The sequence below is a fragment of the Mesocryomonas lacus genome, assembly GCF_055730135.2.
In genome coordinates this window covers 38861-65343 of sequence record NZ_JBUZWE020000009.1, presented here as the reverse complement: position 1 = coordinate 65343, position 26483 = coordinate 38861, and the positions used below count along the sequence as shown (strand labels likewise).

Below are 26483 nucleotides of genomic sequence, written 5' to 3'. Positions count from 1 at the left end.
CATTCTCCCCCTAAAAACGCCACAGGGTGGGTTCCCATCGCCCCGATGTAGCGCTATAAGCCCTCCCGACCGGTGCCCTTCCCGCGCCGCTCTCCTGCTGGGGAATAGTTTAAGGGTAGAACAGCGGACTCTGACTCCGCTAGTCTTGGTTCGAATCCAGGTTCCCCAGCCAGTCAAGACCTACTAAGTCCTTCAAAAAGCCCGGTTTTCCGGGCTTTTTGCTATTCGGACCTCTGAAGCCGCTGGACTGCCGGAAACTCCATATCCAGCCCGCTCGACTGGAATGTCTCATGGGCGGTGGATATGCACTGGATATGGCATATCCACCCCGAGGCTATCCCGATGCCCACTGAGGAGGTCCGATTCGGACCGAACGCCCTGAAGCGCGCACTCGCCGAAGCCGACGGGCGCCATGCCTCGAACGCGGCCTTGATCCTGCGCGACCCGGCGGAAGTCGGGCTGACGATCCGCGTCTCCGGAAAGAGCGTCGGGTGGTACCTGCGGTGGGATGGGAAATTCAAACGCCTTGCCGGGGTCGGCAATCCCGACGTGACAAGCAAGAAGAGGGAAAAGGGTCTCCTCTACACCTGCACCGACGCCTCCGAGCTCGCGGCGAACGTTCGCGAGCTCATGAAGGTAGGCAAGGACGTCGACGGCTACATCGCGGTGCGAATGGAGGGGAAGTCGCACGATGAAGCTGCGGCGACGGGTGAATCCGTTCTGGCCCGCGAGAACGGCGCCTGGACCTTCGCCGTCCTAGCTGAACGATACCTCGCCGAGAAGGTCTCGATGCCGTCGATCCGGCGGAATGGGTCCGTAAAACCGGAGAAGCCACAAGCGATCCGGGACACCCGTGCCATCATGCGTCATCCCGACGTCGTCGCGGCCTTGGACGAGAAGCTTGCCCGTGACCTGCGAAAGCGAGACATCGAGGCTATCCGCGACGTCTGGTGGCGGGCGGGAGCCAAGAGCCGCCAGCGCAAGCTGGTCACCTACATCAAGTCGGCGATGACATGGGCCAAGGAGCGCCATTCGGGCGCCGGGCTGGACGACGTGCTGCCGTGGTGGGTCGAACTGCATTACGAGGCCTACGCCTCGCAAGCCGAGATGGACGCGATGGAGGGCAAGCCGGGCGGCCGGCCGTTGACGGCGCAGGAGGTCGCCCTGCTCTTGGACCTCGCGGAGGAACACCGCGTCGCCCCGGGGCGCAAGATCGCGCTGGAGACCAGTGAGATCGCCATGGCGGCGCTCTGGTGGGTGGCGCTTACCGCGCAGCGCACGCACGCCGCCTACCAGGCAACGATCTCCCGCGTCGACGACCGCGTCACTACGGACGGCTGGTACGACGTGTCATGGGTCCCGCGCGACATGAAGGGCGGGCGCCACTTCAGTCTCGCCATCCCTCCCGCCGTCTATGACCGAACCCTCGGACGTGCCTTGCGGGACCCGCACCGCCGCCCCGACAGCGCCTGGGTCTTCGCGTCGTCCAGAACGAAGGTGAAGGGCAAAGACGAGCATGCTGACCGTCCCGTCGGCGACACGATTTTGAACAGCCTCTTGGGTCGCCTACGCGGAGTGAAGGATGGGAAGAAGGTTGGTGACGACTTGCTGGCGGCGGCAGGTTTGCCGCATTTCACGCTGCACGAGCTGCGCGATGCCCTTGCGACCCACCTCGCCTCGCACACGAGCCTTCCGGCGTCGGCGGCTTCGGCGATCCTCGACCACGCGAACGACGGCGACCGGGATCCGGATGCCAAGGAGTCGACCGTCACTCGAGACCACTACAACAAATCTCAGCGGCTCACTTTGAAGTTCGCGGGCCTCTCGGCTTGGTCCGAGGCGGTGCTGACGGAATACGAGGTACTACGGGCAAAGCGCCATGCGCGCATGCGGAGCCCTCTGAACCGAGCGACGGCGCCTAAGCGAATGGTCTCCCGCCGGGCGGCAGAGCGGGCGGCTGCGGCGCTGGCCTCGAAGGCTGCCGCCGTCGATAGGTCCGACGCGAGCATCAATTTGAAGCGGCTCGGCGTCGTGTCCGGTGAGGAGGGTTTCGACGAACGAGGGGCGGCACAGACCGCAGCCCTTCGAAACGAGGAAGGGTGATCAGTGCTTCGTCGCATCGAAGGCGTCGAGCATCCCGGTGGCCTCCTCGATCGACATCGCATTGCTCACCCGCCCCGCTGCGCGCTCGGCGACGAGAAGGTGGGCAGCCTCGTACTCCCATCCCAGCCCTTCGATCCGGCGCTGCCGCCGTTCGCGCGATGCCTCGATCGTCTGGCGCGCCCGCTCCCGGGCGGCGTCCAACTTGATCCGGTTGCGGGCGCGCCGGGCTTCAAGGGAGTCTCCGTCTTCGGGAGACTCCTCTCGCGGCGGTGGCGGCTCTTGGTCGTCGGCGCTCACGCGGAGACTCCCCGTGCGCGAGACTCGACGTCGACGATGAGGCGTGGGTCCCAGCCGCTGTGCTCGTGACGGTAGCCGCGAGGATTGCAGACGATGCGCGTGTCGCCGACGACGTGGTCGCACGCCGTGTGCACGTGCCCGTGGATCCACAGGTCCGGACGCCCGGTTTCGACGACGTCGGACATGTCCGATGCGAAGCCGGGATTGAGCACGCTCTCGCGGTACTGCGCAGCGATGCTCCCCGGATGCGGCGCATGGTGCGTCACGACGACCGTCGCGCCGTCGAACGGCTGCGCGAGCGCGGCTTCGATGAACGCGCGCGAGCGCTGATGAACCCGTCGGGCGTCTGAGGGAGACCACGGTCGCCTCGCCCCGTCGCCGCCGACGAAGACGCGGCGGTGGTCGTTGATCAGGCGCCCCGCCACTTCCATGGCATTCGCGATCTCGACATCGGCACACTTCGGCGACAGGCCGCCGGCGTATAGCGCGTAGTTGGTCCAGAGGGTCGCGCCGACGAAACGCACGCCGTCGATCACGACGGCGTCGTCGTCGAGGAAGTGGACGCCCGGCACCGGGTCGGCCTTCGCCTGCGCCCGCGCGCGGACGAACCCGTCGCCGTAGAACTCGTGGTTCCCCGCAACGAATACGACGGGCATGCGGTGGGCCACGCGGGCGCCGAGCAGCCGCAGGGATCCGAGGAGCGGCTGGTAGAGATCGCCGGCGCACACGCAGACGTCGGCGTCCGGGATGTCGAGGTCGATATCGTCCTCGTGCCGGCCCAGGTGGAGGTCGCTGATCACCCAGAGCCTCAACGCGCGCGCTCCTTCGCCTCGTCGTCCTCGCACAGCACGGCGTACCAGCCGTCGACGTTCACCGGACGGCCCCGCTGGCCGCAGATCTGGCAGGTGCGCTGGGCCTCTTCCTCGGCCCCGTCGACGAGCGCGTCGACGTCGAGGCTGCCGCCGTTGTGGTAGACGCGGAGGCCGAATTTCTCCTTGATCTGCGAGACCTTGAAAGCCTCCAGCTCCGCAGGCTCGAGCTTCTCCTCAATGCGGCGAAGGAGGCGCTCGACCAGCGGAACCCAGCCCTCCGGAGGCGACACGTCGAACGCGCTGCGGAGCATGTTTGGGAAGGATTCGCGCAGGTCGCGCTTGGTGATATTGGACATGAAAATGGCCTCCATGGGTGGGGTTGTCGTTGCACCCGCCGGATGAGGCCGGGTGCCGTCAGTGCATGCGTGGGCGGGGTCCTATGGTGGTCATGAGGGCTGCTTGGCTTTCCCAGGGCGGTAGACCTGGTGCATCGACATCGCGACGCCCCGTTCCTCGTCGATCACGAGAAGCGGGGAGCTGAGGTGAAAATTCCCTGACGCGACCCGCGTGCCGGCCAGCGCCTCGACGGGCCGGAACGCGATGGCCCAGTTATCGAGAAGCGCGGACTCAGCGGGGTCCCGCCAGTGTCCGTCGGCCGCAGCGCGCAGCCGCCGCGCGATGACCTCGAACTCATCGGCGCGCTCGCGCAGAGCTTCGGGGTGCAGCGCGACGCGGATCACTGGACCACCCCCGTCGTCGGCGACCGCACGTCGTCTGGAGCGCCCATCGCGAGCCATCCGCGGAGCGTCAATACCGCCGACATGTCGGGCATGTGCGCGTAAACGGTGCCGACGTCGGCGTTAAACTGGCCGCGCTCGCCGTCGCGCCGCCACGTGCCGCGCAACGACGGCACGTACTCCGACGTCCAGCGCCAGCCATGCAGCACGGGCGCCGCCCTAAGGCTGTCGTCCGCCGGCCGGCGCAAGGTCGCCAGCTCGCGCAGCGCGGCGCCGAGGGCTTCGTGCCGACGGGCGTGCTCGATGAGCTCCGCCTGGTGGTCTTCGGTCATCGGCCAGGGCTTCGGCATCAGCGGACCTTGCTCGTCGGCAGCATGCCGTCGTCGATCATGCGGACCATCGGCGATCCGAGGCGGTACCAGCGGCTCTGCGTGCGGGCCACGCCGGCCCGAACGGAGAGCGCATGCAAGATGCTGGTATGAGTCCAGCCGTCGAGAAGCGGATGCCCGGTGGGGAAACCCTCGAGGTTCGGGGAGCTGCGCTGCGACAGGATCCAATCCTTGAGCACGGGCGCGTCCGGCAGGCTCTCCGGGGACGGCCAGTCGTGCGCGAGGACGTCGCGCAGGTCGTCGACGACGCGCGCATAGAGCGCCACCGTCGTCTCGACGTCGGAGCGCTCGCGGTCGGTCATGGGAATGCGGCTCATTGCGATGCTCTCCGGGTTCCGAGGCGGTACCACCGCGACTGCGTCCGCGCGACGTCCGTCCGATTGCCCTTCGCCGAGGTGATGAGAGGCGTGGTCTCGATGGCGCCGTCGAAGATCAGCGGATGCCCGGACACCTCACCGTGGAAACAGGTGACGGGCGTCAGGCGCAGCCGCCAGTCGTCGAGCATCGGAGCATCCGGCAGGTCCTCCAGCAAAGGCCATCCGTTGGATTCGAGCGCACGCAGGTCGGCAACCAACGCTTCGTAAAGCCGGAGCGCGCGCCGCACCTCGGCAAGTTCGTCGGGCGTCAGGTTTCGACCGCTCATCGACGCGCTCCGGTCGCCAGTGGCAGCAGCCAAGGATGTTCAAGACGCAGGTACTGTCCGTCCGGGCAACGCGCCCAGGTGCCGTCCGAACCGTACGCGACAACTTGAACGGACTGCACGCTGCCGTTCTCGGCGACGCCCATCACGCTCACGCCGCCGAGCGACGAGAGGGACCAGAGGCGGAGCGTCGGCAGGCCATCGAGAGAGGGCGGGGCTGGCGCGGCGTCCTCGGCGCCGTGAACGCGTGTTGCGGCAGCGAGTGCGCGGACGTCGATCTTGCGACGTGGCGCGTGGAGCGGGCGTGGCGGCATAGGAGATCTCCTCGGGATACGGTCGTCACCGCATGATTGCGGCGGCGGACTGACGGGGGCGTCAGGTGCGTATCGAGAAGGTGTCCTTGCGCATGAGAGTGACTCCAGTTGAGGCTTACAGGTAGCCGGCTGACGGCGCGGCGCCAAGGGCCCGCCGGCGAACGGCGCCGGCAGGGTTAATGGCTCCTTGAAGGGAATCGGTCACGGACCGAGGAATTCCTTGTGTCAGTCCCGCCGGCGCCGAACCATGGTCGTGACACCTCACCCGGCGGAGATCGGGAGCGGCGATCAGACCCACGACGACCGAGCAGGACCAGCGATGTCATCGATCCAAAGCCCGAATTCCGAGAAGCCGCCCCAGATGCCCCTTGGGCGCAAGGCGTCGACTAAGCACTTCCGGATGCCCGCCGGAGTCGTGGCGCGTGACAGGCCCCTAGGCGGGCGCCACGCCTGCTCGTGGGAAGCGGTCGCCGAGCAGCTCCCCGACCTCCCGAAGCCGAAGACCGCCATGCAGGCGCGGGCCATGGCGACCATCGTGTGTGATGTGGCCTTGGAGGCACAAGGCCGGGACCGCCGGACGTCCTACTCGCGTTCGCAGAAGTGGTACGCAGCACAATCGCCGTGGATGGACAGCCTCGACTACGGATACGAAAGCGTCGTCACCTCGGTCGACGCCTTGCTCGAGGTCGGCATCCTCGTCGATGGGCAAAAGGCCGACACGAAGTCCGGGGCGACCGGGTGGCAGAGCTCGTTCGCGGCCGGTCCCGCCCTCCGCACCTTCACGATCCCCGAGTCCTCCATCGTCGTGTGTCCGCGGTTGCTCGTCCGGCTCCGCAACCGGGAGACCAAGGAGCAGATCATGCTTCCGGACACGGACGCGCTGCGGCGCATGTCCCGCTGGATGGAGCGCGCCAACGAGGCGAGGTCATCCTTCGACGTAGTCCTCGACGCTGGCGAGCGGAGGGGCCACCTGCTCGACTTCAAGGGGGTGCGCGACGGGAAGGAAGTAACGCATACAATCGACACCCGGATGATCCACTCCTACCGCAGCTTCTCGGGGAACCTCCAGCTTGGCGGCCGGATGTACGGCGACGGCATGCAGGGCGTACCCGCGCACCTGCGGGCGGGCGTGATCTTGTGCGGCGAGAAGGTGGCCGAACCCGACTTCGCCGCGCTCCACGCCAGGCTGCTCTATGCCCATGCAGGCATCATCCTGCCGGACAGCTACGACCCGTATACTGACGTCGCATGGGGCGAGGAGATTGATCCAAAGACGAGAAGGGACAGGCTCAAGCTGGGCTTCCTCATTCTCGTCAACGCCTCCCACAGCGTGATCGCCACCATCGCCGCCATGCTCATGCGCGAGGACGGCCGCATCGGCATCCCCGAGAAGCCGGACTGGAACTCGGCGCGCGCGATGGTCCGAGCGATCGAGAAGGCGCATGCCCCGGTCAAGCACATGCTCGGAGCAGACATGGGCGTCCGGTTCCAGCGTATCGACTCGGACGTGGCCGTGAAGGTCATCGACCGTCTGGTCCTCAAGGAAGGCATTCCGGCCCTCCAGATATTCGACTCGTTCATGATCCCGGAGCGGCAGGAAGGCCACGTCCGGGGCGTCATGGACGACGTGCTAGGTGACACCCTGCGAGGCATTTCTGCCGCCATGAAATCTCGGGCGAAAACAACGGGTTCGTCTGAATTCGTTCCCCATACCCGGCTGGGCCTCCCCTCCCCCTCCCGGCCTACCCACCGCTTCGCTGGAGACTCATCGAATCCTTACCATGACCCGTCGCCCCGGCGTCCTCGCTCCAAGGCCAAGGCCCCGGTTTCGACCCGCCCCGTCCCATCCTCCAAGCCGCTCTTCATGATCAATCCAAAGGTCTCCCCCATGCCCGACTCCACGACATACTTCGTCCACTCCGAGACGGCCCCTGCCGAGGCCCGCACGGCGCATGTCGAGACGACTCCGGCACTTCCCCCCGCCTTTCCCGTCACACGCACCACGGTGGCCTCTCCCGCTGCCCCTTGGGGTCGTCCGTTCCGCAAGCCCGACTTCCTCCAGCACAGCGATAAGGAACGCGCCACGGCTCTCCTGACGAACCTTGCGAAGGCTCTCCTCGTCCAGTCGGGTCAGACCTCGAAGGCGTTGCGGGATGCAGCACGGAAGGCAGGATGAGCCCCATGCAGGAGACCACCACGATGACGACCAGCTTCACGGCATGCCGACCCGTTCGCGAGCGCCCCCGGGGACCACTGCTCACCGGAGCCGTTCGAGTATGTGACTTCGCCCTTTGACTGATGCAGCGAACGCGCCCACGATCGTCTAGTCCCCGGTCGGGACGGTCTGAATTTTTGGGAGGCTTCGGCCTCCTTTTTTTTCATGGCGGACATGTCCGACAGCATGCTGCGCCATGTCCGCGGGCGCCGCACGCTTGGTGTCTGAATGAGGGAGATCAGCATGACCGACCACAACCAGACCGACGTCCAGACCGCGGCCCTCGCGGCACTTTACCGAGCCGCGCCGCAGCGAGGGCGAAGGGTCCGAAGACCGTCCGCCAGTTATCCGGCGAGGACCGCACGGCATACGACCGGGTGAACAAAAGGCGGCAGCGGGAGCGCGCTCGTGCCACGAAGGAGTCCGGCCGTCCGGAAGCAAGCGACGCCGCGATCCGAGAGGCGCTGGCGGACACTGCATCCTTCTGCTTGCTGTCGGCGGACCGGGTGGAGACGAGATCCAGCGTGCCGTCCATAAAGCGTTCCCTGGGCGCTTCGCCACCGCCGTGACTGTCCGCGCGCGGTGCCGGGCCGGGGACGCTCGAGCCGAAGGTGCTGACACCGGAGCGGCTTGCTACAAAGGGCTGATCGTCCCTTGCACGCCTCCCCCCCATCATCACGAGGTGACGGGAGGAGGCAGACGATGGCGACGAGGCGGACGGTGAATGCGCGGCACGCCGAGCAGATGCGGCGCTACAGAGAACGGCTCAAAGCGAAGGCGAAAGTTGCCGACGACGGCACGCGGAAGTCCAAAGGCGCGCCGGAGACCCGTGCCGTCGTCCAAAGCCTTGCGGTAGCTGTACGCAAGCTCGCCGCTACGGCGCGCGACAAGCCGGACTGCCCGGCCGCGACTGTCTACGTCCAACTCATGACCGTGGCGTACAAGGCCCTCGTCAAATCGGGCTTCGATCCTGCCGAGTCCTATTCCCGGCTTACTTTTTACACGCTTCCGGATGAGCCGAAGTCTCGACGCCGGAAGGCCGATATCGAAACGCGCTACTGGGAGCAGCCGCCGACAGGCGGAGTCCGACGAGTGACGGAGCTCGAGTCCTAGAATCCTTGATACGCCCCTGTGACTTCGTTCTTCCGGCGATCGTGTCCTCGATCACCGCGAGAATGGAAAGTTGCACCGTGGCCACGTTCACCGACCTGCGCGCTGTCACCCACGGAAACTCGATCGTCTTCGGCGACGCCGGCATGCAGCGCGCGGTTGAGGTCCTGCTGGCGGCGGGTGGCGGGAACGGCCTGTTGTCGATCCTCGACATCCTCATCGACCTGCGTGAGTCGATCTACGGTGACTTCGGCGGGCCGGGCATGACGGAGTCGGTCGGCGAATGGCTCGTGTCGACGGGACGCGACGAGGAGATGCCCGGCATCACGTCGGGCCTGCTGACCCTCATCCAGGAGTTCGCCCGTCGTCTCGACATCATCGAGACGCAGGTCGTTGAGCGGCTCACCGCGATAGAGGAGGAGCCAACATGCCGAAGAAGAAGATCAAGCAGGACGAGTACGTGGTCGACACGGGGCTGATCCTCGACGCTGCGCAAGCGGCGATGGTCCGCAAGCAGATCCACGAGGGTCCTACAGCCTTGGCGCGCCCACGGTGGCGACCACGGCCGACGGTGCGCGACGGTCAAATTCGTCGCGTACACGGTCCACGGCGACAGCCGCATCACGACCATCGTGTCGTACACGCCCGAGGACGCGGTCGATGGCTACAGGCCGTACGTCGTCCCGTCTTTGCAGGATCTCGTCGGCCAGGCGATGGAGGGCGCTCGCACCGACGCCGAGGCCGTGATCGAGGCGGTGAACGAAGAGTGGGAAGCCAACGTCGGCGACGTCGACGACAAGAACGAGGACGAAGGGCTGCGCGAGGGTCCGGTCGTCGGCGGGTCGCTCGGCTCCGCCGCTGAGGCCGATGACGAGGCGGTACCGTCCATCGCGGAGCTGAAGCGACGCAAGGCGTTCGCCGAAACTCTCGTTGCCTCGCTGAAAGCCAGCAAGGCCCGGTGCACCGCCGACCTGGTGACCGTCGAGGAGGCGCGACGCCGCTCGGCTGTTGCCTGGGCGCTCGTTGCCGAGGAGAAGGCGGCCGAGATCGTTGGCGACACGATCCGGATCCCGAACTCCGAGTACGCCGACTTGCTCGCCGCCAAGCGCAAAGGCGAGTTCGCGATCGCTCAGCTCGAGTCCTTCCCCGTCGTTGGGCGGGTCTTCTTGAAGTCGGGCGTCATAACGCTGCGGACGACGTCCGAGGGTCTCGCATCGCTCGACGCGGCGATCGCCACGTTTCCGGTCGACGCATTCTGGCGTCGCTCGTGCGGCACGGCGTCGGACGTGTCCGACAGCACGCAGGATGATGGCGGCCCGGTAGAGCCGGAGCTGGACATCGATGTGCTGGTTGCGGCGGTCGACGTGCAGCGCGACACCTGTTCGCTCGACATCCGGGCTGTGCGCAGCACCGAGTACCCAGCGCTGACGCTGACCGTCACCGGGGCCGGGTCAGCCGACCTCGTGCGTCGGATCCTCTCGGAGATCCACCTACCGACGCTCACGGAGCCGCTGGTGAACGTTCGCCTGGTGCAGGTCGATGTCGGTGAGTTCGCGGCCACAAGCGTGGACCCCGTTGCCGACGTCGCAGCCTTCCGTCGCGCAGTCAGGGCGCGGATCTGATGTCCGCCCCGTCGACCGTCCACGACGCTAGCGCCTCCGAAGGCGCTCCCGTGTTCGTCCCGCTGAAGCAGGGCGAGTACGCTGACTTCGTCGCCCGACGCGACGAGTTCACCCGCCTGACCGCCGAACTCGAGTACGCCAACGCGCGCACGATGGCGGGCTTCGCTTCAAGAACGACTACGGCCAGTTTTTCCTCGACAACGGCGACTCGTGGGCGACGGCGCGCGGCGACCTCAAGGTGCAGCCCGTTGTCGCCGAGTGGGAAGACTGGGAGCAGTGAAGGTCGTCGATCGCCGCGGCGCCCCGCGCTCCTGGTACGACTTCAACGAGAACGGAAACCCGTGGGCTTGGTATGACCCCGTCCGCCCATCGTCCATGTCCGTCGAAGGGTGACCGACGACCGCGAGATGAGCGGGCTGCTCGACGTGCAGGGTCGCCCCCTCGGTCGCGTCCGTCGCGGCCCCGGCTTCGGGATCTACTGACTTGGCCGACGACACCATCGAGCTGATCCTCAACATCGCCGCCGGCATTGCCATCACCGTGTTCTGGACCGTCGTCATCGGGTTCGGTCTCGTATAGCCCCTCGGCACCATCGTCTACCTCGCGTTCAACGCGGCTCCGCTGTGCTAGAGACCTTCGCCCTCCTCGTCGCCGCGCATGCCTTGGCGGACTACCCCCTTCAGGGCGACTTCCTGTCCCGCGCGAAGTCGCGCTGCGCGCCGCTCCCGGGAGTGCCCTGGTACTTAGCCCTCGGTGCGCACGCGGCCATTCATGCCGGCGCCGTCGGTCTCGTGACGGGCAGCCTCGCGCTGGGCCTCGCCGAGCTCGCGGCCCACGCGGTGATCGACGATCTGAAGTGCCGGGGCCGGATTAGCTACGACGTCGATCAGGCGCTGCACATCGTGTGCAAGGTGGCGTGGGTCGCCGCGCTGACTCAACTTGTCTGATGTGCCTTCGCATGCGCCTTTCTCGTTGCCATCTCTGATGACAGCAACGCGACCAGCGCTTCGATCTGCGCGGTCGTCAAGACGGACATTAGAACCGCAGTGATCGCAGGCAAGTCCTTCCCGGTGCTCGCGTCTGGCATCGACGTCGTAGGAAGCGTGTAGGCCGTTCCCGACCCGAAGACCGGATCGCCGTAGATCGTCCTGTTGCCCGTGGCTCGACGAGAGCAGCCGAAAGGCCCTTCCATGACCTCGGCCATAGCGCGGCCGGCAAATTGCTTCAGGAGATCGTCGGTCGCCACCTCCGGACCGATCTCGTCGATCATCAGCTTTGACAACGCAACGACAGGTTTCTTGTTTTTGGCGACACAGTCGAGCGCCGATGCTTGAACTGACGATCGCGCTGCAATCTCCAGCACTTTGAGGAAAGATGGATTATCGCCAGCACGACGGATCAAATCATCGGAAAAAGTCACGGGTATACCTCGGCTCATCGGGGATGAATTTACCATTCGTACCCCTAATGAATGGGTATGGTCAAGCTCGATTTTTGGTGTCGAGACGCCTGCCGCCTCGCATCTTGCAGGAGCAGTCTCACCCTGAGGAGACTCCTCTGTTCACGGTGCCCAGCATGCCCACGCCCCCTGCCCTCGGCTTCGGCCTGTCGATCGACTACGCCGCCTTCGCCCGTGACATGAACGCCATCGGCCGGAAGGCCATCCCCCGCGCTGCCGCCGCCGTCATGAACCGGGCGGCTTGGGAGGCGAAGGTCGCCCTCGACGAGCACGCCGTTCAGGTCTGCGACCGCCCGAAGCCAATGACCCTCCAGGCCTTCGTCGTCCGGAAGGCCCGCATCGGCGACGCCGGGGCCGCGACGATGTCGGTCGCAATCAAGGAGCCGGCCGGGAGCTACCTCTACCGCCAGATCGTCGGCGGCGTCCGAAAGACGGGCGAGGACGGCGGGTCCGGCCGGCACGACCTCTTCACGTACGCCATCAAACCGGATCGCTACGGCGGCGTGCCGCGCGGGGCGTCGCGGAAGTTGGCGGCGACGAACAAGGCCGAGAAGGCAGCGCGGAAGGCCGCTCGCGCCACGGGCAAGCGTTACGGCAGGAAGGGCGGCGTCTTCTTCGGCGAGATCAACGGGACGAAGGGGTATTGGCGGCGGCCGCGCGCGCACGACGGCAGCCCTATCCTGCTGCTGAAGGTGCAGGAGACGGCGCGGTACCGGAAGCAGTTCCGGTTCCAGGAAGTCGTCCAGAAGTCGTACCGCAAGTTCGTGACGCAGCGCGAGTTCAGCCACGAGCTCGACCGCCAGATCGCCCGCGCGCTGGCGACGAGCGGCGGCCGACGCTGACGGCGGCTTGCGCGGACGGGCGCCGGATGGAAGGAGTCTTCCCATGACCGAGACTCCTCCGAAGGCACCGCCCCGAGTATCCCTCGACCCCGCGACGCTCGCCGAGTTCCGCCGGCGGGCGGCGCGCTCCTCCGGTGACGTCACCTTCGTCGAGCTGGAGGCTCTGGCCCGACCGCTCCTTGGTCCGACATGGCTGTCGGAACTCAGGGCGATCCTCGCACCGTTCAAGCCGAAGACCGTTGGCGGGGCCAAGACGTCAGCTCCCCTCCATCAGACCGCGACGAAGAAGTAAAAAAGTCGCCGGCGCGGTGCCGTATTGGGTGTCCCCACTCCTGCCTCGACTTCCAGAGCTGGCGCTTGCCCGGCACCGTGCCCGGCTAGCCGAGGCGGAGGCAGAGGTCGTCACTTGGCGGCGGCAGATGAACGAGGTCGAAGCCGGATTGGAGGCCGCGCTGCGCGACGCGGTCCGAGCGGCGCTCCCGCAATACTGGCCACCGCCCGAACGCCTGCCTCCGCCGCCCAGAGAGCCGGGTGCACGGAAGCAGGAGCGGCCGGAGGTGTCGCAGGAGGAGATCGAGGCAGCCGAGGATGCCGGAAACCTGTCAGCGGGCGTCGCCCAGGGCGGGGACGACGAACCGATCCCGAGGCCGGATCATCCGGTTCTGGCGGACGCCTGGGATCGAGGATGGGTCGAACGGTACGACGACCTGATCGCGCAGTACGAAGCCGTCATGCAGAAGGAGAGCTTGCGATGACGGCCGATGAACTGACGGCGCTCGCCGCCAAGCTTCGAGCCGCAGCGGCCGATTGCGGCGCCCTCGTCGTTGACGCGGATCTAGGCATTGATGGCAATCGGCGTGTCGCCGAGATCGAGGCCGACGCATTCGTCGAGGTGGTCCGCCACCTGCGGCCGCGCGCCGTCTACCTTTCGGAGTCGTTGTTCAGCATCGAGGACGAGATCGACGGCGAGCTCGTCGACGAGGCCCGATTGAACGCGTTCGGGCGGAAGTGGAAGAAGCGCGAGGGTCAGCTCAGCCGGGTCACTGCGACGGCGTTCGCGGACGGGGTCTTCCATTTGGTCCTCGACGAGGCTGACTGGGTCTCCGACTTCCGATCCGAGCTGAGTGAGATCGCTGACGTCGTCTCGGTCGATGCCCAGGCGTTCCGCGACGCCGATGCCAAAGAGCGCCGTGACGAACGGCGGAAAGCCATGCGCATGCTGCTGGCGGACCCGCGCTTCAACGCGCCGAAGGGGAGCAAGGCGAAACGCGAGTTCCTTGCTGAGACGCTGTTCCCCGAGATGTCGCCGCGCGAGATCATGGACGTCGTGTCGGACGCGGAGTCGGCGCTGTGGCTGGAGGGCCAAAGCTGAGAAGCGCTTGCGCATGTGCCAAGGACGGATAGGCTCGTGGCATTGTTGCCGTTGGGAGCCGTCATGAAGATCGCGATAACCGGGACGCTGGAGGGCTACAGCAAAGACGAAGCGGGGAGGAGGATGGCGACCGTTGGCGCGACGCCCTCGGACAACGTCACGCAGAGCACCCATTACCTCGTCGTCGCCAAGCTCGGGCGCAGCGCGGCGGATCGGATCAAGCAAGCGAACGGGTCGACGAAGATCAGGGACGCCGTCCGGTTTGGTGTCCGCACGCTGACGCAGGCCGAGTTCGAGGATTTCTTCGAGGCAGGTGCGTTCCCGGTTTACGAACGGGCAGACCTGACGCCGCGCGTCCCGCCGCGTGTGCCCTGGGACACGTTGCCGGAGTCCGAGCGGTACAGCATGGCGATGACCTATCACGACGAGTTCGGGGTGATCTCGGAGCGGACCGTCGTCGTCATCGCAACAGGGGAACTCACCTGCCAGGCGGGCGTCCGGCGGTACCTGCAAGCAATCGACAAATCTGTAGGCAGCCTCCCACGTACTTTCCGGGAAGACCGGATCCTCGACGGGCGACGGCTTTGAAGCCTCTGGCGCGCCGGATCACGTATCCAGCGACTCGTCCCATTCCGAGCCCATTACCCACGACAGCGCTGACAGTCGACCACTAAGAAGTCCCCATTCGAAGTCGTCCCATCCAAGATTCTCGATCCCATACTTCTCTTCCATGCGCTTCGCGGCAGCCTTGGCGGTTTTGAGTATCGGCTCCTGCCCTTCCTTAAGCGGCTCGGTGCCGTTGGCGATGCCATGCAGCCAGTTCTGATGCCTGTTCCACCAGACCTTGTCCCAGAACTCCTTATGAGCGGCGAGGATGGCGTCGTCTGAGCGGCGAAGGATCATGGGCCAAACCTCGCCCTCGTTCTCGTCATCCGGTATCCACTCCACCTTGTCGCCTTCGGGTGAGTAGCCGATGGGGTAGCCGTTCGGCCCTTTCTCGCCGGACGGGATTGGATCTGTCGTCTGCCCCTTCGTTCTCGCTTTGCTCGTGAAGCTCTCGCGGAACTCGTCGAATTCAGCCGGCGTGATCCCGGCGCCCTTCAGAGCAATCGCCGTTTCGGCCAGTTGCTGGTGCCTTGGTCGCCGAGGAGCGACACGCGCGCCCTTCGGCAACGCTTTCCGAACCATGCCCGCCAAGTCGCGGAAGAGAAGGTGACGCAACTGAACAGCCGTACTGAAGTCGCCACACAGCGCTTTCTGATAGGTCTCGGCTTGGAAGTCCCGAAGGACGGCGAGCTGAGCGATGTCGATCTTCGCCGGATCCACTCCCCGTCGGGAGAAGTAGATCATGACAGCCTTTCCAGCGGCGACGACGCGGTCGATTTCCTCTACTGTACCGGACTGCGAAACGCCTGTTGCCGTTCCAATTTTGGTCCAGAACAAGCCGACGAGGATGTCGGATCCGTCAACGATCTGCTCGTTGATGATAGCCTGCGGCCGTCCGCCAGCCTGAGGAAACGTGTGAGTTTCCCACCTCACCGGAAGCAGGACGACTCCTTCTTCGGCGGCATGCGCAGCGTTCCAGTCATGGATGGCTAATTCAGCAGCGTTACGTTCGTCGGCTAGGTCTGATGGGGAGGCGATCAGGACCCTGAGGGTAGTTGCGTTGAACGGCATGCGGGCTCCGGATCTAAAGTCGGTGGCGCCTACGCAGGCACCATGGAGTTTCGTATCCAGAGCGACGTCATACGACCCGGGCACTGAGGTCAACGATGTACCCGCAGCGAGAGGTGCCTCCATCATGTGACGTTGTCGGCGTCCGCCAGTTCCCGCATCGCCCGCTGCCGCAGGAGCACCGCCAGCTTGTCGGCGGCGGGCGAGTCGACGGCCGTGGACCCGGTGTGGCCCCGACGGTTGACATAGCCGAGGCTGTACCCGGTAGCGGCGGTGATTTCGGCTTCGTCAGGCGGAAGGCGGCGCCGCTATTCGCACCGCGCGGACGAGACTACTTCCCGCGCTCCGCTTGCGATCCGAATACCCGCATGGAAAAAGTCTCACGTCGACCGAGACTCCCCCCGCTCCGTCGGGCATCCCGGCGCGCTGCCGCGAACGAAGGGACCGCTCCCATCTGCAATCTCTACTCGGTCACCAAGGGCCAGACGGCCATCCTCGAGTTCACGCGCGCGATGCGTGACCGGACAGGAAACCTTCCCCCGCTGCCCGGCGTGTTCCCGGACACGATGGCGCCCATCGTTCGGACGGTCGACGGCGAGCGCGAGCTGACGATGGCCCGCTGGGGCATGCCGTCGCCCGCCTTCGCGCTGAAGGACCGCAAGACCGATCCGGGCGTTACCAACATCCGGAACACCAAGAGCCCGCACTGGCGCCGCTGGCTCGGGCCGGAACACCGCTGCCTCGTGCCGCTGACCTCGTTCAGCGAGTACGACACCGTCGACGGCAAGAAGGTGCCGGCCTGGTTCGCCCTCGACGACAGCCGGCCGCTCGCGGTGTTCGCCGGCATCTGGACGAACTGGACGTCGGTGCGGAAGGTGAAGGAGGGCGAGGTGAACGCCGACCTCTACGGCTTCCTCACGACGACCCCGAACGACGTCGTGGCGACGATCCACCCGAAGGCGATGCCCGTGATTCTGACCGAGTCCGACGAGATGGACGTCTGGATGCGAGCGCCTTGGGCGGAGGCGTCAGCTCTCCAACGGCCGCTGCCGGACGGGGTGCTGACGGTCGTGGCGAAGGGGAAGCGCAGCGACGGCGGAGAAGACTGATGTCTGCATAAACTGACGGCGCCGCCGGAACGAGGCCCACTTAGAAGTCGATCTCGTCCTTCAGGCCATCCGGATCTGCCGAAGCGGCAGCCGCCTGTGTGTCGACGATATGCCGAGCGCGGTAGAGCAGCTCGTCGTACGTAAGGATTTCGGGCTGGTGCGTGTTTCGCCTGAAGGATTCGAACGACCGGAACTTCGACATGTTGAGCGTCGCGCCAACGCCGAACTCGGATAGCCGCCCTATGATGAGGAAGCACCTCGGGTGGACGCTGAGTAGGTCTTCGCCCGTCGGATCTCCCCCTTCATCGTTCGGGCGCAGCCGTTCGCCGAGGGCCTGTCCGGCGGCGTGCACAACGGCATGGCACTGCGCCACCCCTCCGACGAGGTCCGCGCCCGGCGGCCACGCGCCCGGTCGATAGGGGCGCTTCTGCACAAGCTCCGCCGTATGCTTCTTGATCTCGACGAACGCGAGAGAGCTGAGGTGCGCATGCGTTTTGAGAAGTCCGTCGGCGCGTTTGCCCGGTCCGGCGACGTCGAAACCCTTGACCACCTGCTCGAGTTTTCTGTCGTCCAGCTCGGTCATGAACGCGTAGCTAAGGCCATGGCCGAGGACCCACGGGTTCTTCTCGAAGAAGGCTTGCCACAGACCTTCCTCGCCTTTCCCTGTGCTTTGGCACTCGGCGGCGAAGAACTCGTCGTCGGTCAGAAGCCGCTCGAAGCGGACAAGCTGCCCCCGGCGATAGGCGAGCGCGATGATGTCCTGCCGAGTCACGTCGTTCGTCGCCGCTTCGATGACGAGATCCTGACGGTCTGCGAGAAAGCTCTTCTCCTGCGCAGGCGTCATAAGGACCGGGCGGAGGTCGTCGATAGCGGTCTTAAAGGGTGCAGCGCCGTCGAAGTGGAGGTCGCGCAGCCGTTGGACGAACTCCAGAAGGCGCGGTACCTCGGCCCCGACGAAGCTGAAGTGCTCGCGATCGTGCGGATAGCCGTCCTTCACCCTCCACTTCTGGATGGTGAGCGTCTGGATACTCCTGTCGTTCTCCCAGATGGTCGCCCTGATCTGGAAACGGCCGGCCGGCGGCTCGCGGATGACCAACTCCTCGCCGACCTTCGCGAACCGCGGCTCGGTGTCGGTCTCCACGATCTCGTCGAGGATGCGTGCGCCGTTTGTGAAACGAGGGCTTCCGTAGATCCATCCGGGCTTCTTGGACATGAAGTACCGTCCGTCCTCGTCGCTCATGCCGCCTCCCGATATACGGTTGCGACGTCAGCCGAGTCCCGCGCGCGGGTCAAGTAAGGCAGCCTTTGACGCCCGCTCCGCTGGACAGGAGTCCGTCAGCGGGTACTGGTTCAGCTTCCGGCCTTGGTGCAGGACCCGAAGTCGGTCAAGGCCGCTTGGCTCCCCTTGCCGCTGGTCTTGAAGACCTGCGCGCCGTTCGGGTTCTTGACCTCGAGGCTCGACGTCAGCGCGATCATGCCGAGGATTGAGAGGTATGACTGGTTCTCCGTGAAATCGTGCACGTACGCGTCGGCATAACGGTTGCCCATCAGCTCCGCGCGGAGGGACTCTCCCTTGATCACGAAGTCGATGGCGAACTTCGACTTGCCCTCGATCAGGCTCCACGAGGGGTTGTGAACCTCGAGGAAAGTGTCGCCGGCGTCGTCCTTGTAGCGCGAGACCCGGAAGACGGTGCCGCCCGCGTTCGCCTCGAGGGCGCAGAACTCCCGGCCGCTGCTCTGGTTGCGATACAGGATCGCCGACCAGTCGCCGGACTTCCGCTCCTGCACGACGTCGAACGACGCGGCGGACGCTGGAGCCGCGATCGCGAGCGCCAAGAGGACCATCGGAAATCGTCTGAGCATGCTGTCCCCCAAACCTGAGCGTGTGGTGCTCGATAGCCGAGGCCGCAATCGTTGGCAATTTGCTCGCCAGTCCGGCTCCCGCGCCGCCTTCTCCGTGGCGGCGCCCGCCGGCCGTTTGACGCCCGCCTCGCCGGCACACACGCTTTCCCTCTGCACTTGAGGGAGAGCACAATGGCATACACCCGCTACACGCCGACGGGCATTCGTCTCAGCCGCACGCCGCCGAGGCCGGCCGCGCTGCGCAAGGCCCGCAACGACGTCATCCTCCAGAACTGGCTTGCGGTCACGGGTGAGTTCCGCGCCAAGCGCCTTCTCCACGCCATCCAGCCGACGTCCAAGAAGATCGAGAAGCGCTCCCGCGAAGGGCTGCGCACCGCCATCAAGATCATCGGCACCGACCCGGTCGAACTCCGGCACGTCGGCGGCATCCTTCGCGGCATGGGCAGCGGCGTCTCGTACCTGGGCAACGCCCGGCTCGGCTACCTCGGCGACGCTTCCCTGTGGGAGGACGCCGAGGTCGCCATGTCCATCGCCGAGTTCGCGGCGACGCGTCGGCGTGCAGGATCGCGTGAAGTATCGGGCGCGGTCAGGCTGTTGGGCAAGAGCCTCGCGGTCGTCGAAGCGCTGCTCTCGGTGCCGGAGGGCGAGCGGGCGGCGGTGGTGGGAAGGGAGATGGAGTGATGGAGTGATGGAGTGATGGAGTGATGGAAACGATCGCGGTCAACGGGATTCGGTGGAAACTAGGGAGCATCGACTTCGTGGACGTGGACGGTCGCAGCATCTGCCCCTGGGCGGACGATGCTCCGACTTCGAACGCGCGTTCCTCCACCGCCCTCACGCCGCCCGTCATGGACGGCGTCGAGCGGTTTCCTTTGACGAACACCATTGCGGTCCGGCTATCGAAGCCCGTCGATATCCGCGCGAGCCTCGTGCGCCTCGATGACCTCGAGGCGTACCGGGATGCGGAGAAGGTGCGCAGCCAAGCCGTCAGTTCCTACATGCAACGGATGGCCGAGAGCTTCTCCAACACGTGGATCATGCACCACGCGCGGGCGCTCGAGGCCGCAGGAGTTCGGAACGTTGACCGGGTGCTTCCGGGGAAGTCAGACAGGCCGGAGTACCATTGGACACCAGAGGTCCATTTCCTGCTGGAGCTCGCGGAAAGCATCAGCGCACCCAACGAGATGCCCGACACGTACGCGGACGTCGAGTTCGCGGCCCGTGACGGCTGGAAGGTGACGATCTTCTACGACTGCTGCGAGCTGGACTACATCGACCACTTTACCCGGCCGGACGGCACTGTCATCGCTTTCTGGGACTGGCCGGATGACACGCCTGGCCGTGGCTTGCTGATGTCTTGGCGCGGTGTCGGCGACTACGAGCGCCTGAAGCGTGAGGTGGCGTGATGGGCAACGCTTTCGGCGCCACCGCCCTGACTCCGCCCGTCCTCGCTGACGGCGCCTACGTCATGACGAAAACGGTCGAGGCCGCGCCTGCCAAACCCGTCGACAGCAACCAGGTGCTCGACGACGTCCGCGCCCTCCGGGCAGCCGAGACGGCGGAGAGACGACGCTACGTCCAGGCAGCCACAGACACGGTTGCAGGGCGGTTCGCGCGAGGCCAGAACGATCAGGTGATGGCGATCCTGCGGTCGCTTGCCCGCCCGGAGCCGTTCTGGGCGACGTGGTTCTCGCCACCCGACCGGAGGCACCCGTGACAGACGACCGCCTCCCCGAAGACATGCGGCGGCCTCGTCCAGACTTGATTACGCCTCAGAACGGGATGTAGTCGTCATCGTCAGCGGTTGTCTTGGCGCCGCCACCGCGAGCGTAGACTGCCGCAGGCTCAGGCGCTTCCACCTCCTCCGGCGGCATCCGCGCCAGGTGCTGGGTGACGATGAAGTGGTTTATGGCGGCCGCCAAATGGACGGCGAGTGCACCATACGGCGCTGGCACCTTCATGATGTCCTGTCCTTGGCCGTGCGCACCTAGTTCGTTCCGAAGGACGCCGACGGCTTGCAGAGCTTTCGCGGCCGCCTTCGCCTTGGCGTGGTCGATGTCGCCCATGCCGTACCCGACGAAGGCGTGGACCAACTTTCCCAAGTCTCCAGAACCCCCAGCGACCGCTTTCAGCGTGCTCTCGACGCTGCTTCCGGCATAGGTGATGGCATCCCGAGCGTTGCCGTCCGTCAGGTGGTCGCGCGCCTTCATAAATTCGTCGTGCGCCCCCGCCAACCCCGGAGACCCGAGGATGTCCGTCGCGCGCTCCAGCACCTCCTCCTCGAGGAAGGTCGAGTCCAGCTTGAAGAACATGCCGTCGGCAAGCCGCCACGGACATGCGAAGTCGACGAAGGCGTCATTGATCGAGCGCTGAAGCGCCCGCAAGTCTGTAGGCTCGCCACCATGCAGCGCCATGTAAACCTCGACGACGTCGAGCACGCTGTGGTCGTCGCCGTGCTGCACGATGGCTTGCAGATCAGTGCCGACGCGATGACCGTTGCTGTCATAGACGCTCACGCCCAGCAGACGAGCATACTCACGATCCGCCTCTTCGATGGCGCTGGTCGAGTTCCACCAATTCGGGTTGTCCTTTGTGGTGTAGCCAATCTGCTCGTCCATCGTCGTCATCGTCAGCCAGATACGGCTGCGTAGGCGCTCGGGCAGGGTGACCCGGATGCGTCCGTTGGCGATGGCCTTCTGATGTCGCAGCGAGAACGGCCGTATCTGCGCTGTCGGCAAATCTGTCATCGCCCGCTTTCTTTCCGCGCCAGCGCCGCGCGGTCCCGCCCCGTCCCAATCCGGTTGCCGATAAGCCCAAGGACGACCGCCCCGGCGACGAAGCCCCACACGCCGATGGCGTCGCCCCGGCCGGCGATCCCGATGCCGCCGAAGAGGAAGCCTGCGACCATGCCAACGACGATGCCTGCAAGCGTCCAGTCGAGTTCGGCCTTACGGTTCAGTGCCGTCGCTCGCGCTGCGGCCTTCGCGTAGATCTCGCGCATGAGTCTCCTTCTTGGTTGGACGCCAGCTCCGCCGGCAACGACGCTTGTCGCCTGAGGAGCGGGAGACATCAATGCCAGACCACGACGCCATGGCGCTCGCCGTCGAAGCCGCCTTCGACGACTGGACCGACCTGCATTGCCACAGCGGCTGGGCGACCGACGCCGCGCGCGCGATCGTCTCTGACCTGCGAGGACGGTCCGGCTTCGACGGCGTGTTCGACAGCCTGAACGAAGACACGGTCGAGGACGTCACCGACGACATCGACCATGCGGTCCGCATGGCGCGCCGCGACCATGAGCAAGCGATCCGGGGTCGCCGCGTCGAGCTGGTCGCCGAGATCGTTCGGGTGACGGACGACCGGGCGCGCGCCTATCGGCAGTACGCGGGCGAGCTCGGCGACAAGTTGGACGCGGCGGAGACCGAGCTGGCGCGGCTGCGCGACATCTTCCTCGTGATGTCACGCCGCGGGTTCGGCCTCGACCAGAACGCGACGTGCGAAGATCAGGCGGATTACTGGTACAGGCAGACGGAGCGACTGCGCAGGAAGGCGCGCGGCGTATTTGGCGTCGCCTGAAACGGCAACGGCCCCTTTCGGGGCCGTCCGACCGTGACGGTCTCAGGGCGCAGCTCTCGGGGCCGAGGCCCTTTCCCCGCATCCGCAGGGACCGGAAAACTATTCCGGTGGCGCTGGCTATCTCACGCCCAATGACCAGCGGGATAAGGTAGCGCGCCGGGCGGACTGATGCCCTCCCGGCGGCCGCGGGTGTCGGTGGCGCATGGCGGATGCCAGTGGGGCCAGTCGACGAAGATGGCTCGGTAGGCGTGCCTTACCGTGGTTTTCGAGACCAGCGCGGGGCTGGTGCACATGCGCCCGTCTACCCTTGCGGGTGAGCCGCGGACAGCGACGCTGTGATGACCGTCGGCGCGCGGCTTGCAAGATTCCAAAGGCGGTCGAATATGGCACTCGCGCCACCGCATCTCATTCAGCCGGGCTGGTAGTCGACCATGCGCCCGGCGTCATCGAGAAGGATCCGGCTACGCCCGCTGCGCTGTCCCTTGATCCGGAAGATGAGGGCGTCCGTGCGCAGGTCGTGAATGACCAGCTCGCGATCCTCGTCGTCGAGCCAAGTCTCCTCCCTGCCTCCCACGTCGCGGAACCCGAGCTGCTGAAGGAAGCGCTCGTTGTGCGCATCGACGGCTTCCTCGGCCAACCTTCGCCTCTTGGCGGGCGCGCCTACCATCCATCCGATGAGGAACACTACGCCCTGCCAGATCAGGCCCGGCTTACCCAGTATACCTGCCGACAGGGCGACGCTGATCACAATGAGCGCGACACCGATTGCCGTTGCCCAGGCCCCCAGCCTTCGGCTTCCGCGCAGGATTAAATACATCCCAAGACCGGACCCTGCCCCTAAGGTCGCAATGAAGAAAAGCGCCGGCGCACTCTTCTCGAGAGTTCGCCAGAGCGAGCGTCCTCCGGAGAAGCCGAACCCCGCCGCTCCAGAGGCAGTGGCTATGGAGGCAAGTTGGCGCAGCGTGGACAATGGTAATCTCGTTTGCATAGGTCGGGTCGCTTCACTCTTGCCCAAAGGAACTCCATCGATCAATCCTTGCGCGCAGAGACAGAGAATCATTCCACCAGACGGGGAATTTCATGGCGACACTTTCGGATGTTCTGGACTGCTTGAATGCGGCAGAGCTCAAGCACATTCTGGACACGTTCGACATCGCGTCACCGAACCGCAGAACGCTCACCGTCATGCGTCAGGCGATCCTGGATGGAGGCCTCGATCCGGCCGAGGTGTTGTCGGCCCTCACAGTCGAGGAATTGAAGTGGATCGCCGAAGCGTTCGAAGTCCAGACATCTGGAAGGAAGGCTGCGCTCGTCGATCGCATACTCAGCGACGTTGGCGATGACGCAGGGGACGAGGAAGAGCTGGAGGAAGACGTTGAAGTCGCGGCGCCCGTGAAGCCTTCGGGGTCGCCGCCGCGCTCGGCGGTAGAGATCGAGGCAGACACGCTTCCCTCGACTCCGGTATCGGTACCATCGCGCGGCACGCGGACCGATGTGGACCTGTCGATCTTCAGAGCGTGGCTTCAAGGCGCGCTCAACACCGGGCGCGTCTCGGAAGGCCAGATGAACTTCGCGTTCTGCCGTGCATGCTCAAGGAAGCATCCGCGCCGCTGGTTCAACTATGAGGGCAGCGACCGGAGCTTCTACCTCTGCTACGCGGGCGATCCAATTGTGGTTGAGTCCGTCGAGATTGGTTCGAAGCACACGACGCATTCCCCAACTGCTTACGCTAAGGCGAATGAACTGAACGAGCAGTTCACGCGGGAGATCGCGAGGGTTGAAGCTCTTGCTGATGATCCGACGGCGACGCTTTCAGCAGACTTCGTAATCGAGACGACGGAAGCGCTCGTCGCGGCAGCAGAAAGCCCGCCGGAGCGGTCTTTCCTGTCGAGGCTCTTCGGCTCCGGCGTCGAGGCGGGTGGGCACCTCGTGCGGCACGTCCGCATCACCGCCATCACCAGCACGCCGCCCTTCATCGAAATGAAAGTCGACATGGAGCATGTCCAAGCGGCGATCCAGAAGGGCAAGGAAAGCTGGAACTCATGAAACTCGGCCCTGTCTTCCGCACGTTCCCGAAGCTCATGAACTCAGTGTCTTTCGTCGTGGTTGTCAGCTTTGCGTTCTCCGCGACTGCGGATGCGCAGGAGTACCTTACCGAGGCCAAGGCTCATGCCGCAGCCGTCGACATCCTCATCGGTAATCCGTACGGGAGCTCTGTGACCGAGGTGTCGAGAAACCTTCGGCGGGCGAGCTTGATCGTCTCCGGAAGCTCGGCATGCGGCGGTGTTATCACCACCGCCGTATGGTCTTTCGACGTTCGTGTCGAACCCGTGCGTCACGGCGGTCAGGTCATTGAGGGAACGCTCGACATCGATGCCGTGACGGGGGAACTCGCTTGTGCGAGCCTGCCGTTCCTGAGCTGAACTTGGATCTCAGCACCATGGGTTCGATGAGTTCGGCCAAGGCTGCGCTAGCCCCTCGTCAATGAGTACCCGCCCGGCGTCGCGCCCATCCGCCAGCGTCACGGTGACGAGCCGCCGGCCGTGCTTGTCCGTGCTCCCGCCCGACATGGTGTAGCCGCCGGACATCAGGGCTTGCAGCCGTTGCGTCGCGCGGTCCCCTGCCGTGCGCTCGGCCGCGCATTCCGGCCGGCCGACTTCAGGCGCGTCGACGCCGCCGGACCGGGTTGTCAGCCACCAGGGTTCACCGTCGGCAACGCCAGAGTCGCCGTCCGTGATGCACGTGACGCCGCCTCCCCCGCGCCGGAACTTGGGCGGGCAGAGGGGAACGCTGCGGGCGGCGGTGGGCGTTGCCGCAGAGCCGGATGCCGTCGTGCCCTGGGCGTCGGCCCATTCGAGCCAGCCTTGATCCTCGGCGGCCATGAACCCGAACATGGCGACGACCACGCCGATACCAAGTGCGAGATCGCGGAGCCTGCGTGGGGTGCGGGGCCGACGGGGACCGCGCGGCGACGGTTTTCGGTCGCTCCGACTGAGAGGCTGGCGGGGGCGGTTATCATGCGAATTGAAGCGGTGCAGCGTCATTGAGTGATCGTGGTCGACGAATATGAAGACGGCACGAACGTCCACCCCCCAATTGAACACTTCCCCATCTAGCGCGGCGATGTCCATCATGCCAAACGGTAGCCATAGGCTGGTTTCGGAGGGCGTACATGTTCAAGATAGATCGTGAGGCGAACAGCATTTCTCCCATGCCGACGCGATCTTTTGCGGACCTCGGATTCCGGGAACGCGCGCACTTGCAGGAGTGGATTGCGAAGTTCCCGAAGGCCCTTGGCGAGGACCTGCTGATCATTCAGAAGGAGTTTTCTGGCTTTTCCGACACGAACGAGCGACTGGATCTGTTGGCGCTCGATAAGGCTGGATCACTCGTCATCATCGAGAATAAGCTTGACGATGCCGGGCGCGACGTGACGTGGCAGGCGTTGAAGTATGCGTCTTACTGTTCGTCGCTCACGCGCGAGAACATCCGGTCGATCTTTCAGGACTACCTTCAACGGCACGACCCGTCCGCGAACGCCGAACGCCTTCTGTGCGAGTTCCTCGATGCCGACGATTTCGACGAGCTGATCCTCAATAAGGGCGTGACTCAGCGGATCGTCCTCGTGGCGGCGCATTTCCGCAAGGAGGTGACCTCTACTGTGCTCTGGCTGGCGAATTTCGGCATCCGCCTTCAGTGCTTCCGGGTAACGCCGTACTCGCTTGGAGACGACTTGTTCCTCGATGTCGGCCAGGTCATCCCGACGCCAGACGCCGAGGAGTTCCGGATCGGCTTCGCCGAGAAGCTGCGCGAGGAGTCCGGCGCGGTGGAGGCGGAGGTCGCTCGTGGAAGCCTGCGACGGGAGTTCTGGACTGCATTGCTCGCCGCCATAGGCGAGCGGTCGACCCTCTTCCAGAACAACGGCCCGGCGGCTCAGAACTGGATCGCCGCAGGTTCAGGTATTCGTGGCGTGTCGTATCAGATAGCGGTCACACGTCACGAAGCGCGGGTGGAAGTCTATCTCGACAGCGGTGACAGCGATCAGAATACCCGCAGACTGGAGCGTCTGCTAGATTCGAAGGAGACAGTAGAGGCAGCTTACGGCTCCGCCCTTGAATGGGACGATATGAGCGACGCTCGCGCATGCCGGGTGCGCGCAAAGATCATCGGAAACGTCTTCCTGCGAGAGACGTGGCCCGATCTCATCGCCGCTCTCGTCGAGATGACGATCAGGTTTGAGGCGGCAATGCGGACGCCGTTGGCTGGCTTAAAGAACGCATAGCGTGGTCGCTTCGCACCTCGGCTGAGTTCGTCATCGTTTCTTGCACGACGGCCCCACAGTGTTCCCG

At 65.4% G+C, this 26483-nt stretch carries 34 protein-coding genes and 1 tRNA gene; 20 read left to right on the top strand and 15 right to left on the bottom strand.

What is annotated here, in order from left to right; translation table 11 throughout:
- Positions 1-98 precede the first annotated feature (98 nt).
- A tRNA-Gln gene (locus ACZLZY_RS15045) sits at positions 99-172 on the top strand.
- Positions 173-342: 170 nt separating this feature from the next.
- Complete coding sequence (locus tag ACZLZY_RS15040; protein WP_472934544.1) at positions 343-2103, top strand: hypothetical protein; 1761 nt, start codon at positions 343-345, stop codon at positions 2101-2103.
- Here ACZLZY_RS15040 and ACZLZY_RS15035 read toward each other — a convergent pair whose 3' ends face one another.
- The 7 genes from ACZLZY_RS15035 to ACZLZY_RS15005 all read right to left on the bottom strand — a co-directional run bounded on the left by ACZLZY_RS15035 (position 2104) and on the right by ACZLZY_RS15005 (position 5014).
- Positions 2104-2400, bottom strand: a complete 297-nt coding sequence (locus tag ACZLZY_RS15035; RefSeq protein WP_472934543.1) for a hypothetical protein — start codon at positions 2398-2400, stop codon at positions 2104-2106. It lies immediately after the preceding gene.
- Positions 2397-3212 (bottom strand): metallophosphoesterase, encoded by an 816-nt coding sequence (locus tag ACZLZY_RS15030; protein WP_472934542.1) that lies wholly within the window; start codon positions 3210-3212, stop codon positions 2397-2399. Before ACZLZY_RS15030 ends, ACZLZY_RS15035 begins: the two co-directional genes overlap by 4 nt.
- A complete protein-coding gene (locus ACZLZY_RS15025; protein WP_472934541.1) occupies positions 3209-3568 on the bottom strand; it encodes a hypothetical protein in 360 nt (119 codons plus the stop codon). The genes ACZLZY_RS15030 and ACZLZY_RS15025 overlap by 4 nt, the downstream gene beginning before the upstream one ends.
- A 90-nt stretch (positions 3569-3658) precedes the next feature.
- Positions 3659-3952, bottom strand: a complete 294-nt coding sequence (locus ACZLZY_RS15020) for a hypothetical protein (protein ID WP_472934540.1) — start codon at positions 3950-3952, stop codon at positions 3659-3661.
- On the bottom strand, positions 3949-4281 hold the full coding sequence (locus ACZLZY_RS15015; RefSeq protein WP_472934539.1) for a hypothetical protein: 333 nt from the start codon (positions 4279-4281) through the stop codon (positions 3949-3951). Before ACZLZY_RS15015 ends, ACZLZY_RS15020 begins: the two co-directional genes overlap by 4 nt.
- A gap of 17 nt (positions 4282-4298) precedes the next feature.
- Complete coding sequence (locus ACZLZY_RS15010) at positions 4299-4655, bottom strand: DUF6634 family protein (RefSeq protein WP_472934538.1); 357 nt, start codon at positions 4653-4655, stop codon at positions 4299-4301.
- Entirely contained in the window at positions 4652-5014 is a 363-nt protein-coding gene (locus ACZLZY_RS15005; RefSeq protein ID WP_496253585.1) for a DUF6634 family protein, read from the bottom strand. The genes ACZLZY_RS15010 and ACZLZY_RS15005 overlap by 4 nt, the downstream gene beginning before the upstream one ends.
- A gap of 597 nt (positions 5015-5611) precedes the next feature.
- Here ACZLZY_RS15005 and ACZLZY_RS15000 point away from each other — a divergent pair.
- The 5 genes from ACZLZY_RS15000 (at position 5612) to ACZLZY_RS14980 (ending at position 11186) form a co-directional block, all read left to right on the top strand.
- Positions 5612-7468 carry a hypothetical protein gene (locus tag ACZLZY_RS15000; RefSeq protein WP_472934535.1) on the top strand — a complete coding sequence of 619 codons (1857 nt, stop codon included), beginning with the start codon at positions 5612-5614 and terminating at the stop codon, positions 7466-7468.
- A 741-nt stretch (positions 7469-8209) separates the two neighbouring features.
- Positions 8210-8620, top strand: coding sequence for a hypothetical protein (locus ACZLZY_RS14995; RefSeq protein ID WP_472934534.1), 411 nt, complete (start codon positions 8210-8212; stop codon positions 8618-8620).
- Positions 8621-8697: 77 nt separating this feature from the next.
- The gene (locus ACZLZY_RS14990) at positions 8698-9096 is read left to right on the top strand and encodes a hypothetical protein (protein ID WP_472934533.1); all 399 of its coding nucleotides are present in this window, start codon (positions 8698-8700) and stop codon (positions 9094-9096) included.
- Between the two features lie 153 nt (positions 9097-9249).
- Entirely contained in the window at positions 9250-10239 is a 990-nt protein-coding gene (locus ACZLZY_RS14985; protein WP_472934532.1) for a hypothetical protein, read from the top strand.
- Between the two features lie 623 nt (positions 10240-10862).
- On the top strand, positions 10863-11186 hold the full coding sequence (locus ACZLZY_RS14980; RefSeq protein WP_472934531.1) for a DUF3307 domain-containing protein: 324 nt from the start codon (positions 10863-10865) through the stop codon (positions 11184-11186).
- Here ACZLZY_RS14980 and ACZLZY_RS14975 read toward each other — a convergent pair.
- A complete protein-coding gene (locus ACZLZY_RS14975) occupies positions 11174-11659 on the bottom strand; it encodes a hypothetical protein (protein WP_472934530.1) in 486 nt (161 codons plus the stop codon). The genes ACZLZY_RS14980 and ACZLZY_RS14975 overlap by 13 nt on opposite strands.
- Positions 11660-11814: 155 nt before the next feature.
- Here ACZLZY_RS14975 and ACZLZY_RS14970 point away from each other — a divergent pair, with 155 nt between their 5' ends.
- The 5 genes from ACZLZY_RS14970 (at position 11815) to ACZLZY_RS14950 (ending at position 14500) form a co-directional block, all read left to right on the top strand.
- A complete protein-coding gene (locus ACZLZY_RS14970; RefSeq protein WP_472934529.1) occupies positions 11815-12540 on the top strand; it encodes a hypothetical protein in 726 nt (241 codons plus the stop codon).
- 43 nt (positions 12541-12583) lie between these two features.
- Positions 12584-12832 carry a hypothetical protein gene (locus ACZLZY_RS14965; protein WP_472934528.1) on the top strand — a complete coding sequence of 83 codons (249 nt, stop codon included), beginning with the start codon at positions 12584-12586 and terminating at the stop codon, positions 12830-12832.
- Positions 12833-12959: 127 nt separating this feature from the next.
- Positions 12960-13295: a hypothetical protein gene (locus ACZLZY_RS14960; protein ID WP_472934527.1), complete on the top strand. Its 336-nt coding sequence runs from the start codon at positions 12960-12962 to the stop codon at positions 13293-13295.
- Positions 13292-13912, top strand: coding sequence for a hypothetical protein (locus tag ACZLZY_RS14955; RefSeq protein ID WP_472934526.1), 621 nt, complete (start codon positions 13292-13294; stop codon positions 13910-13912). Before ACZLZY_RS14960 ends, ACZLZY_RS14955 begins: the two co-directional genes overlap by 4 nt.
- Positions 13913-13975: 63 nt before the next feature.
- Positions 13976-14500, top strand: coding sequence for a BRCT domain-containing protein (locus ACZLZY_RS14950; RefSeq protein WP_472934525.1), 525 nt, complete (start codon positions 13976-13978; stop codon positions 14498-14500).
- A gap of 18 nt (positions 14501-14518) precedes the next feature.
- On the opposite strand, the gene ACZLZY_RS14945 is transcribed toward ACZLZY_RS14950, so the two are convergent.
- Positions 14519-15589: a DUF4062 domain-containing protein gene (locus tag ACZLZY_RS14945; RefSeq protein ID WP_472934524.1), complete on the bottom strand. Its 1071-nt coding sequence runs from the start codon at positions 15587-15589 to the stop codon at positions 14519-14521.
- A 449-nt stretch (positions 15590-16038) separates the two neighbouring features.
- Here ACZLZY_RS14945 and ACZLZY_RS14940 point away from each other — a divergent pair, with 449 nt between their 5' ends.
- Positions 16039-16695: an SOS response-associated peptidase gene (locus ACZLZY_RS14940; RefSeq protein WP_472934729.1), complete on the top strand. Its 657-nt coding sequence runs from the start codon at positions 16039-16041 to the stop codon at positions 16693-16695.
- A 40-nt stretch (positions 16696-16735) separates the two neighbouring features.
- Here the strand turns inward: ACZLZY_RS14940 and ACZLZY_RS14935 are convergent, their stop codons facing one another.
- Together ACZLZY_RS14935 and ACZLZY_RS14930 are read right to left on the bottom strand one after the other, a co-directional pair.
- The gene (locus ACZLZY_RS14935; protein WP_472934523.1) at positions 16736-17935 is read right to left on the bottom strand and encodes a Shedu immune nuclease family protein; all 1200 of its coding nucleotides are present in this window, start codon (positions 17933-17935) and stop codon (positions 16736-16738) included.
- Between the two features lie 110 nt (positions 17936-18045).
- A complete protein-coding gene (locus ACZLZY_RS14930; RefSeq protein WP_472934522.1) occupies positions 18046-18558 on the bottom strand; it encodes a hypothetical protein in 513 nt (170 codons plus the stop codon).
- A 171-nt stretch (positions 18559-18729) separates the two neighbouring features.
- Here ACZLZY_RS14930 and ACZLZY_RS14925 point away from each other — a divergent pair, with 171 nt between their 5' ends.
- Genes ACZLZY_RS14925 through ACZLZY_RS14915 form a run of 3 tightly spaced genes read left to right on the top strand, consistent with a single transcriptional unit; the run spans position 18730 to position 20275 of the window.
- Entirely contained in the window at positions 18730-19239 is a 510-nt protein-coding gene (locus ACZLZY_RS14925) for a hypothetical protein (RefSeq protein WP_472934521.1), read from the top strand.
- Between the two features lie 23 nt (positions 19240-19262).
- Positions 19263-19964 carry a hypothetical protein gene (locus ACZLZY_RS14920; protein ID WP_472934520.1) on the top strand — a complete coding sequence of 234 codons (702 nt, stop codon included), beginning with the start codon at positions 19263-19265 and terminating at the stop codon, positions 19962-19964.
- A complete protein-coding gene (locus ACZLZY_RS14915; RefSeq protein ID WP_472934519.1) occupies positions 19964-20275 on the top strand; it encodes a hypothetical protein in 312 nt (103 codons plus the stop codon). The genes ACZLZY_RS14920 and ACZLZY_RS14915 overlap by 1 nt, the downstream gene beginning before the upstream one ends.
- A 55-nt stretch (positions 20276-20330) precedes the next feature.
- On the opposite strand, the gene ACZLZY_RS14910 is transcribed toward ACZLZY_RS14915, so the two are convergent.
- Positions 20331-21305, bottom strand: a complete 975-nt coding sequence (locus tag ACZLZY_RS14910; protein ID WP_472934518.1) for an abortive infection family protein — start codon at positions 21303-21305, stop codon at positions 20331-20333.
- Positions 21302-21559: a hypothetical protein gene (locus tag ACZLZY_RS14905; RefSeq protein ID WP_472934517.1), complete on the bottom strand. Its 258-nt coding sequence runs from the start codon at positions 21557-21559 to the stop codon at positions 21302-21304. The genes ACZLZY_RS14910 and ACZLZY_RS14905 overlap by 4 nt, the downstream gene beginning before the upstream one ends.
- Positions 21560-21630: 71 nt before the next feature.
- Here ACZLZY_RS14905 and ACZLZY_RS14900 point away from each other — a divergent pair, with 71 nt between their 5' ends.
- Positions 21631-22134: a hypothetical protein gene (locus ACZLZY_RS14900; RefSeq protein WP_472934516.1), complete on the top strand. Its 504-nt coding sequence runs from the start codon at positions 21631-21633 to the stop codon at positions 22132-22134.
- 409 nt (positions 22135-22543) lie between these two features.
- Here the strand turns inward: ACZLZY_RS14900 and ACZLZY_RS14895 are convergent, their stop codons facing one another.
- Positions 22544-23104 carry a hypothetical protein gene (locus ACZLZY_RS14895; protein ID WP_472934515.1) on the bottom strand — a complete coding sequence of 187 codons (561 nt, stop codon included), beginning with the start codon at positions 23102-23104 and terminating at the stop codon, positions 22544-22546.
- Positions 23105-23214: 110 nt separating this feature from the next.
- On the opposite strand from ACZLZY_RS14895, the gene ACZLZY_RS14890 reads away from it, so the two are divergent.
- Together ACZLZY_RS14890 and ACZLZY_RS14885 are read left to right on the top strand one after the other, a co-directional pair.
- Entirely contained in the window at positions 23215-24180 is a 966-nt protein-coding gene (locus ACZLZY_RS14890) for an SAP domain-containing protein (protein ID WP_472934514.1), read from the top strand.
- The gene (locus ACZLZY_RS14885; protein ID WP_472934513.1) at positions 24177-24557 is read left to right on the top strand and encodes a hypothetical protein; all 381 of its coding nucleotides are present in this window, start codon (positions 24177-24179) and stop codon (positions 24555-24557) included. Before ACZLZY_RS14890 ends, ACZLZY_RS14885 begins: the two co-directional genes overlap by 4 nt.
- A 9-nt stretch (positions 24558-24566) precedes the next feature.
- Here the strand turns inward: ACZLZY_RS14885 and ACZLZY_RS14880 are convergent, their stop codons facing one another.
- Entirely contained in the window at positions 24567-25268 is a 702-nt protein-coding gene (locus ACZLZY_RS14880; RefSeq protein WP_472934512.1) for a thermonuclease family protein, read from the bottom strand.
- A 38-nt stretch (positions 25269-25306) separates the two neighbouring features.
- Between ACZLZY_RS14880 and ACZLZY_RS14875 the strand changes: the two genes are divergently transcribed.
- Positions 25307-26416: a DUF4268 domain-containing protein gene (locus tag ACZLZY_RS14875; RefSeq protein WP_472934511.1), complete on the top strand. Its 1110-nt coding sequence runs from the start codon at positions 25307-25309 to the stop codon at positions 26414-26416.
- Positions 26417-26483: the final 67 nt, after the last annotated feature.